This window comes from Streptomyces sp. NPDC087422 (assembly GCF_044744145.1).
In the GTDB taxonomy this organism is placed as follows: domain Bacteria; phylum Actinomycetota; class Actinomycetes; order Streptomycetales; family Streptomycetaceae; genus Actinacidiphila.
In genome coordinates this window covers 101084-114857 of the sequence record NZ_JBIUXT010000004.1, presented here as the reverse complement: position 1 = coordinate 114857, position 13774 = coordinate 101084, and the positions used below count along the sequence as shown (strand labels likewise).

The following is a 13774-nucleotide window of genomic DNA, read 5'->3' as shown; positions in this document are numbered from 1 at the left end:
CGTCGCGCGGGAGGCGGTCGCGCTGCTCCCGGTGGAGTACGCGCCCGCCTTCAGGACCCGCGCACCGCTGATCGGCCGTCAGAAGGGTCCGGCGGTCGGGTGGTTCCGGGCGTGCCGCGATTGGGCTGGTCGCAGAACGGTCATAGCATCTGAAAATATGCTTAAAGGTCTCCCCGGGTCGCGCAGGCGACAGGGGCGGTAGGAGCGAGGGCGAGGAGTGCCATGACCCAGCAGACGGGCGGCCGGATCGCGGAACCGCGCGACGGCGCCGACTCCGCGGAAGCGGCGGACGGCGGCGGACGCACGCGCCGCAGACGACTGCTGCCGTGGAAGCACAAACGGGATCTGACCCCGACGCAGCTCCGCCGCCGCCGGCTGGTCACCCGCGGCGCGCTCGGCGTCTGCGTGGTGTGCGTCGGCACCGTGGGCTGGTCGGTCGGCCAGGCGCTGACCTACCCCGGCAAGGACAGCAACGTGGCCAGGCTCGCCGAGTGGGCCCGCGACCACGAGCTGGGCTTCGTGGTCAACAAGCTGGAGGACGTCCAGTACAAGATGAACCCGCCCAAGGTCGGCGGCTCGCTGTCGGCCGACGCGCTGGCCCGGATGAAGGCCACCGCGCCCGCCACCACCGCCGCGGGCACCGCCCCGGAGGGGGCGCCCGCGGCCCCCGCGGCGCCGGTCATCCCGCTGCGCGCCCCGATGCGCCCGCTGGTCACCCCCGGCCTGCCGGGCGAGGGCGTCTTCCGTACCCTGTCCAGCGCCCACGGCCAGCCGATCGTCCAGGGGACGTACGTCAGGCCGGACGGCGACCACACCTCGTACGAGGCGGCCGTCGCCTGGATCAGCGGCAAGCACGCGCGCTTCCAGCTCCACCCCGGATTCCGTGAGCCCGGCGGCACCTTCTCCGTACCGCCCAACATCCCCAAGGGACAGCGCACCGGTCTGGTCGCCACCTGGAACGGCGGCTTCCGGGTCACCGACGGCGGCTCGCGCGGCGGCTTCTACCTCAACGGACAGACGGCGGGCGACCTGCGCGACGGCACCGCGTCCGAGGTCTTCTACAAGGACGGCTCGATCCGCATCGGGGTCTGGGGCCGCGATGTACACATGACCAAGGACGTCGTCGGCGTACGCCAGTGCCTGGAGCTGATGGTCGACGACGGCCGGGTGGTGCCCGACATCGGCGACGACTCCAAGTGGGGTGTCACCGACCAGAGCAAGATGTTCGTCGAGCGCTCGGGCGTCGGCATCACCGCGCAGGGCGACATCATCATGGTGGTCGGCCAGGCCCTGTCCGCGCGGACCCTCGCCGAACTGATGCAGCACGCCGGGGCGGTCCGCGCCATGCCGCTGGACATGAACCGCGCGTGGCCGTCCTTCATGTCCTACGACAGCGGCAAGAATCCGACGGACCCGAAACCCACCAACATCCTCGACTTCGAGGACCCGCCGGACCGCTACTACACCCAGGCCACCCGCGACTTCGTGGCCGTCTACGCCCGCTGACCGTACGCAAGGCGGCGGCCCGTCGGCACGGCCCGCGCGGCCGGGTACGGCGCTACGCCATCTGGTCGGCCGCCGCCGCCTCGGTGAAGGCGCGGATCCTGGCAGTGGCGCGGGACGCCCGCCACACCGGACCCCAGTCCAGCGGCGGCGTGTCGTGGAAGGGGACGTAGACGACGTCGGGGCGGGCGGGGAACCGGGTGGCGTGCGCGCCCACCGGGAAGACCCCCTGGCCCGCCCCGACCAGGGTCAGCACCTCCTGGAAGGTCGCCGCCGAGCGGCCGACCGGGATCGCCAGGCCCGCCGGGGTCTGCTGCGGCGTCCCCGGCTCGCGCCAGTAGTCGGGCAGCGAGCACGGCGCTTGCAGCACCTCGGTGCGCGCCAGATCCTCCACCGAGACCGTGCCGCGCTGGGCGAAAGGATGCGTGGCGGGGACCGCCAGCATGCGCGGCTCCGACAGCAGCACGGGACCGTTGGCCAGATCCGGGCCCGACAGCGGCAGGCAGGCGATCAGCACCTCCAGCGCGTCGGCGCGCAGCCGTTCCAGCGCCTCGGTCATCTGGACCTCGCGGATCTCCACCTCGCAGCCCGGATGCCGGGTACGGAACCGCTCGGTCGCCCTGACCAGCAGCTGACTCGCCGCCGCGCCCACGAAGCCCACCCGCAGCAGCCCGGTCACCCCGCGCCCCTCGGCCACGGCCGTCGCCAGCGCCGCCTCCAGCCGCTCGAACGCGGGCCGCAGGTCGTCGTGGAGGCGCCGCCCGATCGGGGTCAGCACCACGCTGCGGCTGGTGCGCTCGAACAGCGGCGCCCCGACACGGCGTTCGAGCTTGCTGATCACCTGGCTGACCCGGGCCGTGGTCACCCGCAGCCGCATGGCGGTCCGCCCGAAGTGCAGCTCCTCGGCGAGGGTCAGGAACGTCTCCATCTCGTACCGCTCCATGCAGGCCCCCTTCCTGGTGCCGTCGAGGCATGTGTGAGCGCGCTGTTAAATCGTACTTAACGATCATTCCATGAAGTGGAGTTGATCCTCCCGCCCGCGTCAGGGAAGTCGGTTGACACCGGCCGCCCGCGCTGCCTAGCGTCGTGCCCGTATGTGACTGCTATTCAGATGAAAGAACGCCTCGGAGTGAGGCGGAGAGCGGGGACCGTGGCAGAGCAGCAGCAGCGTCGCGTGGTGGTGTCGGGCGGCGGGACCGGAATCGGACGGGCCACCGCGGCGGCCTTCGCCGCCGACGGCGACCGGGTGACCGTCCTCGGCCGCCGCGAGGGCGTCCTGCGCGCCGCCGCCGAGGAACTGAACGAGGAGTACGGCAAGGGGCGCGTCGACCTCTTCGCCGCCGACCTCACCGAGCCGGAACAGGTGCGCGCGGCAGCCGCGTTCATCACCGCCGAGGGCCCCGTGGACGTCATCGTCACCAACGCGGGCGGCAACGCCGCCTTCGACGACGACGGCACCCTGGAGGGCATCGCCGACGGCTACCGGCGCAACTTCGCCGCCAACGTCCTGACGGCCGTCCTGCTCACCGAGGCGCTGCTGCCGTCCGTACGGCGGCCCGGCGGGCGGATCGTCCACCTGTCCTCGATCGCGGCGGTACGCGGCCCCGGCTCGTACGGCGGCGCGAAGGCGGCCGTGCACGCCTACACCTTCGAACTCGCCCAGCGGCTCGGCAAGGACGGCATCACCGTCAACGCGGTGGCGCCCGGCTTCGTCGGCGACACCGAGTTCTTCGGCGACCGCGGCACCCCGGGGTTCATCGCCTCCCGCGTCGCCCAGACGCTGACCGGCAACCCCGGCAGGCCCAGCGAGATCGCCGCCGCGATCAAGCACCTGGCCGCGCCCGAGGCCGCGTACACCACGGGACAGATCCTGCATGTCAACGGCGGTGCGATGCTGGGCCGTTGACCGCTCGGACGCGCCCGGGCGGTCACGCGGCCGAGCGGACGCCCCCGCCGCGTCGAGCCGGGTGTCCGCGCCGTCCAGGATGCGGCGGGCGGTGTCCGCGTACCCACGACGGTCTGGTCGAGCGCCGCCAGCAGCATCCCCGGCATGATCGTGCCGAACACGATGTTGCCGCTGACGCACACTCGGAGCGGGCGGCGCCGCCTCCTCGGTCACGGGACCGGTCTCACCGACGGTACTCGCACCAGCACCCTCACACTGCGCCGCGCACCCCGCACGCGCAGCCGTCCGCCCAGGTGAGCGGGAAACCAGGGGTGACGGGAGCGGACCACGTCGTAGGCTCGGAGGCATGGCTGGTGACGAGGGGAAGCCCGCGGGCGGCGGGAGCGTGCGGGTGGACAGTTGGATCTGGTGCGTCCGGCTGACCAAGACGCGCTCGATCGCCGCCGCGGCGTGCAGGGCCGGACACGTCCGGGTGAACGGCGAGCGCGTGAAGCCCGCCCAGGCCGTACGCGTCGGCGACGAGGTACGGCTGCACCACGCGGGCCGCGAGCGGATCGTGGTCGTCTCCAAGGTGCTGAGCAAGCGGGTCGGCGCGCCCGCGGCGGCCGAGTGCTTCGTGGACAACAGCCCGCCGCCGCCCCCGCGCGAGGACGTCCTGGCGCTGGGCCTGCGCGACCGCGGCACCGGACGGCCGACCAAGCGCGACCGGCGCGAGCTGGAACGGCTGCTGCATGGCAGCGCGCGGCCCGGCGACGGCGGCCGGCCCGGCGGGACCCCGCGTCCGCGCGGCGGCGCCCGGCGTCCCGAGGAGGGGTGAGGGGTGGGCGGTCCCGAGGACGGCTGAGGGTGGGCGGCGTCCCGAGGAGGGGTGAGGGGTTCCCGGCGTCCCGCGGACGGCTGAGCGGCGCCCGTGTGACCCGCGAGTCCTGCGTTGGACCCTGGCTGATGGCTCAGAGCGTCTGAGCGCACTGAGCGGTGCTGGGCGGCTGAGGACCCCGGCGGGTCCGGCCGTACGCCGGATCAGTACGACTGGAGTTCCAGGAGGTTGCCGTCCGGGTCGCGCAGATGCGCGGTCCGCATCGACGGGCCCCACTCGGGGCGGTCGGCCGGGGGAGCGACCGGCCGTCCGCCGTGCCGCAGGCACAGCTCGTACCCGGCGGTGACGTCCGGCACCCGGCTGACCAGCACGGCCCGGTCCTGGGCGGGCGGCGGGTCGGCGGACAGGTCGGTGCCGCCCGTCACCTCGGCCATCGCGGCCCGGTCGAAGAGGGAGAGGACGCCCTCGGCGCCGACGTCCCAGCTCGCGTAGGGGCCGCTCTCGCCGCCGCGGGTCAGCGCGGCGCCGACGAGACCGGGGAGCACGGCGTCGTAGAAGCGGAAGGTGTCGGCGAACCGGCCGACGAGCAGGCGCGGGTGGAGCGCGTCCATCGGGAGACCTCACTCGGTGCGTACGGGATGATGAGTGACGGGATCATAGGTACTGACCCATCATTGGTGTCAGCCTACAATGAGGTCCATGAACGGAACACCGCCCACCCTCGCCGCCCTCACGACGTATCTGCTGTCGAAGACCGGCAAGGCCGCGCGCGGCAGGCTGGCCGCCGAACTGTCCGACGAGGGTCTGCGGCTGTGGCACATGGCGGTGCTCGCCGCGCTCGCCGACTTCGGCCCGCAGGTGCAGCGGGAGCTGGCAGGGCGGCTGGGCGTCGACCCCAGCGACATGGTGAAGGTCGTCGACGAACTGGCCGCGTCCGGCTGCGTCGAGCGCGCCCGCGACACGGCCGACCGCCGCCGGGTCCGCGTCGCCCTCACCCCGGCGGGCCGCGACCGCCTCGCCGCGCTCACCGCCCGCGCCGAGGCCGTACAGGACGACGTGCTCGCCCCGCTCGACGCGCGCGAACGGGCCCAATTGCACGCCCTGTTGCTGCGGGTGCACGACGGGCTGCCCGCCGGGGGACGGTGAAACCGCGGCAACGGCGGGGCTGGGGAGTGCCGGGAGCGGCCCTCGCCCCCGTAAACTTGCGGTGCTAGTTTACGGGGGCGGTACGTACCCACACCCGGGGCCGCCCGACCCGCACCATCGGGTCCCGCCAGGAGGAGCACGCGATGCGACCTGTCCACTTCGCCGCCGCCCGCCGCACCCCCATCGGGAAGCTGCGGGGAGCGCTCTCCACGGTCCGCCCCGACGACCTGGCGGCGACCGTGCTGCGCGGTCTGCTGGACGGCGTGCCCGCGCTCGACCCCGCCAGGATCGACGACGTCTACTGGGGCGCGGCGAATCAGTCGGGCGAGGACAACCGCAATGTGGCGCGGATGGCCGTGCTGCTCGCGGGCCTGCCGGACAGCGTGCCCGGCGCCACCGTCAACCGGCTCTGCGCGTCCGGGCTCGAAGCCGTCACCGCCGCCGCCCGTATGATCGCGGCGGGCGAGGCCGACATCGTGGTCGCGGGCGGCTCCGAGTCGATGAGCCGCGCCCCCTTCGTCCTGCCCCGCCCCGACGACGCGCTGCCGCACACGATGCCGACGTACGACACCCGGCTCGGCTGGCGGCTCACCAACGACCGGATGCGCGAACTGCACGGCGTGCTGGCGATGGGGGAGACGGCGGAGGAGGTCGCCACGCGGTACGGCGTCAGCCGCGCCGACCAGGACGCCTTCGCGCTGCGCAGCCACCGCAATGCCGCCGCGGCCCGTGGGAAGGGCCTCTTCGACGCCGAGATCCTGCCCGTCACCCGGCCCGACGGCGTGGTCGTCACGCGGGACGAGTGCATCCGCGAGGACACCACGGCCGAGCGGCTGGCCGCGCTCAAGCCGGTCTTCCGCAAGGACGGCACCGGGACGGTCACCGCGGGCAACGCCTCGCCGATGAACGACGGCGCCGCCGGACTGCTGCTGGTCAGCGAGGAGGCGCTGCGCGACCTCGGACTCGAATCCCTCGGCCGGTACGCGGCCGGGGCCAGCGCCGGAGTGCACCCGGACGTCATGGGCGTCGGGCCGGTCCCGGCGACCCGGCGCGTGCTCGCCCGGCTCGGCAGGACCGTCGACAGCGTCGAGGAGGCCGAGTTCAACGAGGCGTTCGCCGCCCAGGCGCTGGCCTCCGTGCGCGAACTCGGCGTCGACCCCGAACTGGTCAACCCCGACGGCGGCGCCATCGCCCTCGGCCACCCGCTCGGCTGCTCGGGCGCCCGTATCCTCACCACCTTGCTGCACCGGATGAACCGCACCGGCGCCCGCCGGGGCCTGGCCACCATGTGCGTCGGGGTCGGCCAGGGCACGGCGGTGCTGATCGACCGCGACTGAGCCGCGACTGAGCGGTGACGTACGCGCGACGGACTCGCGCTCGATCCGTGTCGGTGCGACGGTGCCGCCGCCCGGGCGAAACGGCGGCGAGGGTGACGGGAACCACCTCCGTGACACCCGCCCGCGGACCCGAAAGCCCGGTGCCGTCCGCCGCCGTCTGGGACAATCGATCGCGTGCCTACACCACTTAGCGGACGAGTTGACGCACGTTGACCGGCCCCGACAGCGGGGCGCAGCTACTCGCGATCAGTGACCTGCACGTCGGTTACGCGGCCAACCGCCTCATCGTGGAGCAGTTGCGGCCGGGGACGGACGAGGACTGGCTGATCGTCGCCGGAGACGTCGCCGAGAACTCCGAGGACATCATCTGGGCGCTGAGCACGCTCAAGCAGCACTTCTCCACCGTCATCTGGCTGCCGGGCAACCACGAGCTGTGGACCCCGCCGGACGACCCGGTGCAACTGCGCGGCGAGGCCCGCTACCGCCACCTGGTCGAGGAGATCCGCCGCCTCGGCGTCATCACGCCCGAGGACCCGTACCTCTTGTGGGAGGGCGAGCGAGGGCCGGTCGCGGTCGTGCCGATGTTCCTGCTGTACGACTACACGTGGCGCGACGGCACGCCCGGTGCCACCACCAAGGAAGAGGCGCTGGCGCACTCGCGGGACCTCGGCGTGATCTGCAACGACGAGCGGTTCCTGCACCCCGACCCGCTGCCGGGCCTCGATGACTGGTGCCGGGTCCGGGTGGCCGAGACCGAGGCGCGCCTGGAGGCGCTGGACCCGGCGCTGCCGACGGTGCTGGCCAACCACTTCCCGCTGCACCGCGACCCGACGCGCATCCTGCGCTACCCGTCGTTCGCGCTGTGGTGCGGCACCGAGCGCACCGAGCAGTGGCACACCCGCTTCCGGGCCGCCGAGGTCGTCTACGGGCATCTGCACATCCCGCGCGTGATGTGGCGCGACGGCGTCCGCTTCACGGAGGTCTCGCTCGGCTACCCGCGCGAGTGGGGGCGCCGCGACACCGGGCCCGCGGGGCCGCGGCGGATACTGGCCGGACGTCAGGGCGTCCGCCGGTGATCGAGCACCTGCTGCCCGCCGCCGTCCGCTCACGGGCCGTGTACGGCGCGGAGCTCGACAGTGCGCCGCTCTTCCCCGAGGAGGCCGCGGCCGTCGCCAAGGCGGTCGCCAAGCGCCGCGCCGAGTACGCGGCGGGCCGCGCCTGCGCCCGCGCCGCGCTGGCCGGGCTCGGGATCGCGCCGGGGCCGATCCCGCGCGACCCCGACCGGGGCGCGCCGGTCTGGCCGGCCGGCGTCGTCGGCAGCATCACCCACTGCGACGGCTACCGTGCCGCGGCGGTCGCCCGTACCTCCGACGTCCACACCCTCGGCATCGACGCGGAGCCCCACGGACCGCTGCCCGAGGGGGTGCTCAAGGTCGTCACCGCCACCGACGCGGAGGCCGCCGCGCTGGAGCGGCTGGGCGAGGAAGCACCCGAAATCCACTGGGACCGGCTGCTGTTCAGCGCCAAGGAGACCGTCTACAAGGCGTGGTATCCCTTCCACCGCAAGATGCTCGGCTTCGAGGAGGCCGAACTCCTCTTCACCCGCGACCCCGACGCCCCCGACCGCGGCGGCTACACCGCCCGCCTCCTGATCCCCGGCCCCCTCCTCGCCGAGGACATCGGCCCCGACATCTTCACCGGCCGCTGGACCACCCGCAACGGCCTCGTCACCACGGCGATCGTCGTCCCCAACCCAACCGCTACGCCTGCCGCTTGACCCCCGCGACACCCCGGCCCCAGCACCTCGCGCACCGGACCCGTGCGCGGCCTGGCGGCCCAGCCCAGAATTCCGCCAAGGCGCCCCGTCCGCCGAGCCAGCGCCGCAACCCGCCGAACCCCCGACCCAATCCGCCCAACGGCCTCCGCCGCCAGGCGCACCGCCGCTGAGTTCCGTACGACAGCCGCCGGGTGGCCGAGTCCCAGCAGACGCTCAACGGGCTGCGCCGTCCGGCGGATTCGTGGTGGACGCGAGCGCCGTCCGGCGCGGGGGCGGGCCAGATTGGCCCGCTGGCCGGTGCCGTGACGTGGCCTGCGGCGGAGTGTCGGTACCGAACGCCGGTGGGCGTTCAACGGGCTGCGCCGTCGGGCGGATTCGTGGCGGGCGCGGGCGTCGGCCACTGCGGGGGCGGGCCGGACTGGCCCACCGACCGGTGCCGTCATGCGGCCTGCGGCGGAGTGTCCGTGCGACGGGTGCCGGGCGGCGAAGTCCGGGCAGACGCCAAACGACCTGCACCGTCAGGCGCCGCGTGGCGGAGTGTCGGTACCGAGCGCCGGTGGGCGTTCAACGGGCTGCGCCGTCGGGCGGAATCGCGGCGGGCGCGGGCGCCGGCCGCTGCGGGGGGTGGGGGCGGGCGCGGTTGATGACCTCCGCCGTCAGGCGGATTCGCGGGGGATCAGGGTTGTTTTGAAGATCGCTGAGCGGGTCTGCTGAGCGGGGTCGTCGATGAGGGCCATCAGGAGCTTCGCCATTTCCGCCGCCATGTCCTCGACCGGCTGGCGGATGGTGGTGAGCAGGGGGCGGGAGGACAGGGCGGCGCTGCTGTCGTCGAAGCCGATGACGGCCACGTCGTCGGGCACGCGGCGGCCGTGGTCGCGCAGGACGAGAAGGGCGCCCTGGGCCATGAGGTCGTTGGCGACGAACACGCCGTCGGTGTCGGGTTGTTCAGACAGCAACTGCTTCATCGCCCGCTCGCCGCCCTCCTGCGTGAAGCTGCCCTCGACGCTGGGGACGTACGCGTAGCCGTGCTCGGCCATCGCCTCGCGGAAGCCCGCGAGGCGGTCCTGGCCCGCGGGGGAGTCGGCCGGGCCCGCGATCGTGGTGATCCGGCGGCAGCCGCGGGCCAGCAGGTGCTCGGCGGCGAGCTTCGCGCCCGCCTGCTGCGCGACGTCCACGAAGCTGATCGGGATCGGCGTGGCCGGCCGGGCGAACAGCACGGTCGGCAGCCCGGCCTCGGTGAGCAGGGACGGCAGCGGGTCGCCCGGCGCGATCGACACCAGCACCACGCCGTCGATGTGCTCCTGCCGCAGATTCGGCACCAGCGAGCGCCGCGCCTTCTCGGAGTCGGCGAGCATCAGCAAGGGGTGCACGCCGCGCGGGCGCAGCACCGTGAGCAGGCCGCCCACTATCCGGCCGAAGAACGGGTCGCTGAAGACCTGCCCGAGGAAGGGGTCGTCGGCCGCGTGGTGGTCGGGCACGGAGAAGACCAGCGCGACCGAGTCCGTACGCCGGGTGACCAGCGACCTGGCCGCGCGATTGGGGATGTACCCGGTCGCCTCGACCGCCTCCTGGACGACCTTCTGGATCTCCGGATCGACATTGCGCGTCCCGTTGACCACCCGGGACACCGTCGCCCGCGACACCCCGGCGGACCGCGCGACGTCTTCCAGTGTGGGCAGGCGGGGCCCGGCAGGACGGCTGCTCGTCATGGTCCAGTTATACCACGCACGGAGAGCGCTCTCCCTAAGTCCTGGTCGGACAACACGCAGATGGGGCGGGGTACGGCGGCCCCCCACAGGCCCGCCGCGCCCCGCCCCGGTCTCAACCGCGCGCCCCGGTCACCCGGGTCACGCGTACACCCCGAACTCGTACAGCGAGTACCCGTAGGCCGTGCCGCGCTGCGTCAGATTCAGCCGCACATAGCGGCCGGACCCGTTGACGTCGAACGTCTCCACGCCGCCGGTCGCGGTGGTCGTGCTGTAGATGTCCGTCCACGTGTTGCCGTCGTTGGACACCTGCACCTGGTACGACTTCCCGTAGGCGGACTCCCAGCCGAGTTGGATGTGCTTGATCGCGGTGGTCTGCCCGAGGTCGACCCGCAGCCACTGCGCGTCGGTCCAGTCGGTCGCCCACCGGGTGTCCCAGCGCCCGTCCGTGGTGTTCGACGGCGGGAACGGCGCCCCGTTGCCGGTCTGCTGGTACGAGGACGCGGTCGTCGGCTTGCCGAGCGCCACGTTCGTACCGCCGACCGTCGGCGCCACCACGCGGAACGACTTGGTCTCGATACCCACGTTCCCGTGCCCGTCGAAGGCGTACACGTACACCTTCCACACCCCGAGCGTCTTGGGCGCGGTCACCGTGAACCTGCCGTCGCCGGTCTGCGTGAACGTGACCTGTTGCAGACCGGTCCCGCTGTCCACGTACTTGGTGGAGTACATGAGCTGATACCGGATCAGATCGCCGTCCGGATCGGTCGCCGACGCCGAGACGTCGAAGGTGCCGCCTGCCGGGACGGAACCGCTGTTGCCGACCGTCATCGAGCTGATCACCGGCGGGGTGTTGGCCTGCGGCGTGCCGCCGTAGTCCTTCGCCACCGAGTAGTACATCATCCGGTTCCAGCTCGCCGGGCGGACGTTGAACCACACGCCGCCGAAGTCGTTCTCGTTGCCGTAGTGGAAGATCGTGGCGCCGAGCGCCACCCCGGTGTGGCCCGAGATGCAGTTCCACGCGGACAGGTACGCGTCCCGCTTCTGGATGTCCGTCGGCTCGGTGGGCACCCCGTTCGCGTCGTTCGGCACCTCCCACTCACCGGCCTCGCCGGTCTCGGTGACGATGTACGGCTTGGTGTAACCGCCGTTGATCCAGTCCTGCTTCACATTGCAGACCGCACCGTAGGAGTTGACCGCGTAGAGGTCGAGCGACGGCGTGTACTGCTTGTAGTACGGCCACGCGCCGGTCCACGCGTCCGTCGACGTCACCGGGTGGTTCGGGTCGATCGCGTGGATCGCCTGCGTCACCTGCTCGACGAACTTCGCGTAGGCGATGCGCTGTTGCTCGATCGCGGCGCCCGAGTAGTGGTCCTGCGTGGTGAGGATGACCTCGTTGCCGACGTCCCACATCAGCACGCCCGGGTGGTTCTTGTACGTCGTCACCCAGTTCTTGATGTCGTTGAGCGTGTTGGTCTTGTACGCCGTGTCGTTGACGTAGTCCGCGCCTTGGTTGAGCCAGAAGCCGTTGACCACCTTCAGACCGAACTGCGCGGCGGCGTCCAGCAGCGGCTTGGTGCCCGCGTCGGTGCCCCAGGTGCGCACGGTGTTGACGCCCATCGCCTTCAGGTCACGCATGTGCGCGTTCGCCGTGTCGTTGGACGGACCCCAGGTCATGCCCTTGACGGTGTACGGCGCCCCGTTGACGGTCAGCTTCCAGTTGCCCTGGCCGCCCGTGACGTGCACGTCGCTGGCGCCGGTCGGCACCGGCGGGTCGGTGAGCGGGGTCGGCACGGTGCCCGCGGCGATCTGGGAGACCGTCACGTTGTCGATGCTCAGCGCGCCGCCGGAGGAGGTGTCGGCGGCCGGAGAGGTGCAGCCGCAGACGGAGTTGGGGTAGGAGCCGCCGATCCGGAGGCTGAAGTCCACGAAGACGCCGTGGTGCACGGCCGCCTCCCAGGTCGCGACGCCGACCTGCGACTCGCTGACCTGCCAGATCTGCTTGCCGTCGAGGTAGTAGCGGATCTGCTCGTCGGACTTCGTGCGGTCGATGATCTCGGAGTACGTGTGGTAGCCGGTCTGGCAGCCGGAGCAGGTGGCCAGGCCGCTGGTCTTGCCGTTGTACTCGTCGCAGTTGCCGCCGGGCGCGGTGCCGCAGTGCAGCGTCGCCGAGAGCTGCGAGCGGCCGTTGACGTTCTCCATGATGTCGCTCTCGCCGACGGCCGGCCACGCGCCGGGGTTGCCCCGGAAGGCGGCGCCCATCGCGCGGAAGGACGGCCAGTAGCCCAGCGCCTTGGCCGGATTCGGCTGCTTGAGCGTGGCGGAGATCTGGAGCTGGCCGCCCGCGGGCGCCGCGAAGTCGGTCCGCTTGGACTCGATCCGGCCGGACGTCCAGGCCGTACCCGACTTCAGGGCCGTCAGGTTGAGGTGGCCGTTGCCGTCGAGGCCCACGTTCGCGGGGGAGTTGGTGGCGGTGTCGACCTCGCCGGTGCCCCAGTTGGCGGGGCCGCCGGGGTAGGCGGTGCCGGTGTCCGTGATCCAGTTGGCGGCGCTGGGCGAGGTGCCGGCCGCGCCGGTGAAGTCGTCGCTCCACACCGTGGTCCAGTTGCCGGGCGGCGGCGTGCCCGTACCGCCGTTGCCACCGCCGGTCGTACCGCCCGTGCCGCCGGAGCCCGCGGTGCCGTACACCTGGAACTCCCACAGCGAGTAGCCGTAGCCGTTGTTGCGCACGGTGCCGTTGATCCGGACGTACCGGCCGGTGCCGCTGACCGTGAGGGTCTGGGTGCCGCCGGTGCCGGTGGTCGTGGAGTAGATCGTCGTCCAGCCGCCGGTGCCGGTGTCGGAGACCTGGATCTGGTACGCCGTCGCGTAGTTCTCCCAGTTCAGCACGACCTTGCTGACGGTGGAGGTGGCGCCGAGGTCGACCTGGAGCCACTGCGGGTCGCTCCAGGCGCTGGCCCAGCGGGTGCCGGCGTCGCCGTCGACCGCGGCGGAGGCCGGGTAACCGGCGCCCTCGATGCTGGACGCGGTGGCGGGCTTGCCCTGCGAGAGCAGGGTGTCGGCGGCGTGCGCGGCCGTGGTGGGGACGGCGAGCGCGTACAGCGCGAGGCCCATGGCGAGGAGCACCAGAAGGGCCGCGCGCAGCGACGGTGGAAGGGATCTGAACCGGGCGGTCGGTGAGTGTGAGGCTCTCATGCCGATTCTCCTGCGGGGGGAGGTGAGGGAGGGAGGGTGCGGCTCTCCGGGACGGCGGGTTCCGGGGCATGGAGCATTCGGGAGAGCGCTCTCTCAGTGGGCAGATGGTTGCGTCCCGGTTTCCGGGGTGTCAAGGCATCGGACACGAGATGACGACATGTCCCGATCGTTATGCCCTCTAACATCCTGAATCGGCAGGTCTGTTCACCGTCGGAACGTGCGTATCCGGTGCGGATCGGAGTACCGGGTCTTGACACACGCCCGTGCGGGGCGTGAATGTACCGGCATTGGGAGAGCGCTCTCCAAGCGTTCTTTTCCTGCCTGCCCCGGGGTCCCTCCGGCCGCCCCGCCCGTCCGCCCAGAGACCGAGAAATCCGAGGAAGTCCC

The 13774-nt window shown here is 72.5% G+C and carries 11 protein-coding genes; 7 read left to right on the top strand and 4 right to left on the bottom strand.

Annotation, left to right across the window (positions count from 1 at the left end; all coding sequences use genetic code 11):
• The first annotated feature begins 222 nt into the window (after positions 1–222).
• The gene (locus tag ACIO6U_RS14040) at positions 223–1506 is read left to right on the top strand and encodes a phosphodiester glycosidase family protein (protein WP_401718736.1); all 1284 of its coding nucleotides are present in this window, start codon (positions 223–225) and stop codon (positions 1504–1506) included.
• 52 nt (positions 1507–1558) lie between these two features.
• Here the strand turns inward: ACIO6U_RS14040 and ACIO6U_RS14035 are convergent, their stop codons facing one another.
• Positions 1559–2446: a LysR family transcriptional regulator gene (locus tag ACIO6U_RS14035; protein WP_355341738.1), complete on the bottom strand. Its 888-nt coding sequence runs from the start codon at positions 2444–2446 to the stop codon at positions 1559–1561.
• 207 nt (positions 2447–2653) lie between these two features.
• Here ACIO6U_RS14035 and ACIO6U_RS14030 point away from each other — a divergent pair, with 207 nt between their 5' ends.
• Entirely contained in the window at positions 2654–3409 is a 756-nt protein-coding gene (locus ACIO6U_RS14030) for an SDR family oxidoreductase (protein WP_391045812.1), read from the top strand.
• A 346-nt stretch (positions 3410–3755) separates the two neighbouring features.
• Positions 3756–4226 (top strand): S4 domain-containing protein, encoded by a 471-nt coding sequence (locus tag ACIO6U_RS14025; RefSeq protein ID WP_391045811.1) that lies wholly within the window; start codon positions 3756–3758, stop codon positions 4224–4226.
• A gap of 203 nt (positions 4227–4429) precedes the next feature.
• Here the strand turns inward: ACIO6U_RS14025 and ACIO6U_RS14020 are convergent, their stop codons facing one another.
• Positions 4430–4837, bottom strand: coding sequence for a VOC family protein (locus ACIO6U_RS14020; protein WP_401718732.1), 408 nt, complete (start codon positions 4835–4837; stop codon positions 4430–4432).
• 88 nt (positions 4838–4925) lie between these two features.
• On the opposite strand from ACIO6U_RS14020, the gene ACIO6U_RS14015 reads away from it, so the two are divergent.
• From ACIO6U_RS14015 to ACIO6U_RS14000, 4 genes are all read left to right on the top strand, one after another.
• On the top strand, positions 4926–5372 hold the full coding sequence (locus ACIO6U_RS14015) for a MarR family transcriptional regulator (RefSeq protein ID WP_391163189.1): 447 nt from the start codon (positions 4926–4928) through the stop codon (positions 5370–5372).
• 143 nt (positions 5373–5515) lie between these two features.
• Positions 5516–6709 (top strand): thiolase family protein, encoded by a 1194-nt coding sequence (locus ACIO6U_RS14010; RefSeq protein WP_401718729.1) that lies wholly within the window; start codon positions 5516–5518, stop codon positions 6707–6709.
• Positions 6710–6918: 209 nt separating this feature from the next.
• Entirely contained in the window at positions 6919–7785 is an 867-nt protein-coding gene (locus tag ACIO6U_RS14005; RefSeq protein ID WP_391163192.1) for a metallophosphoesterase, read from the top strand.
• Positions 7782–8486, top strand: coding sequence for a 4'-phosphopantetheinyl transferase (locus ACIO6U_RS14000; RefSeq protein ID WP_401718726.1), 705 nt, complete (start codon positions 7782–7784; stop codon positions 8484–8486). Before ACIO6U_RS14005 ends, ACIO6U_RS14000 begins: the two co-directional genes overlap by 4 nt.
• A gap of 656 nt (positions 8487–9142) precedes the next feature.
• On the opposite strand, the gene ACIO6U_RS13995 is transcribed toward ACIO6U_RS14000, so the two are convergent.
• Both ACIO6U_RS13995 and ACIO6U_RS13990 read right to left on the bottom strand, forming a co-directional pair.
• A complete protein-coding gene (locus tag ACIO6U_RS13995) occupies positions 9143–10195 on the bottom strand; it encodes a substrate-binding domain-containing protein (RefSeq protein WP_391045798.1) in 1053 nt (350 codons plus the stop codon).
• Positions 10196–10333: 138 nt separating this feature from the next.
• Entirely contained in the window at positions 10334–13387 is a 3054-nt protein-coding gene (locus ACIO6U_RS13990; protein WP_401718723.1) for a discoidin domain-containing protein, read from the bottom strand.
• Between the last annotated feature and the right edge of the window lie 387 nt (positions 13388–13774).

Bases quoted from the DNA above. Each gene is read 5' to 3' on its own strand.
- ACIO6U_RS14040 (WP_401718736.1), top strand. From the start codon at position 223: ATGACCCAGCAGACGGGCGGCCGGATCGCGGAACCGCGCGACGGCGCC.
- ACIO6U_RS14035 (WP_355341738.1), bottom strand. From the start codon at position 2,446: ATGGAGCGGTACGAGATGGAGACGTTCCTGACCCTCGCCGAGGAGCTG.
- ACIO6U_RS14025 (WP_391045811.1), top strand. From the start codon at position 3,756: ATGGCTGGTGACGAGGGGAAGCCCGCGGGCGGCGGGAGCGTGCGGGTG.
- ACIO6U_RS14020 (WP_401718732.1), bottom strand. From the start codon at position 4,837: ATGGACGCGCTCCACCCGCGCCTGCTCGTCGGCCGGTTCGCCGACACC.
- ACIO6U_RS14015 (WP_391163189.1), top strand. From the start codon at position 4,926: ATGAACGGAACACCGCCCACCCTCGCCGCCCTCACGACGTATCTGCTG.
- ACIO6U_RS14010 (WP_401718729.1), top strand. From the start codon at position 5,516: ATGCGACCTGTCCACTTCGCCGCCGCCCGCCGCACCCCCATCGGGAAG.
- ACIO6U_RS13995 (WP_391045798.1), bottom strand. From the start codon at position 10,195: ATGACGAGCAGCCGTCCTGCCGGGCCCCGCCTGCCCACACTGGAAGAC.
- ACIO6U_RS13990 (WP_401718723.1), bottom strand. From the start codon at position 13,387: ATGAGAGCCTCACACTCACCGACCGCCCGGTTCAGATCCCTTCCACCG.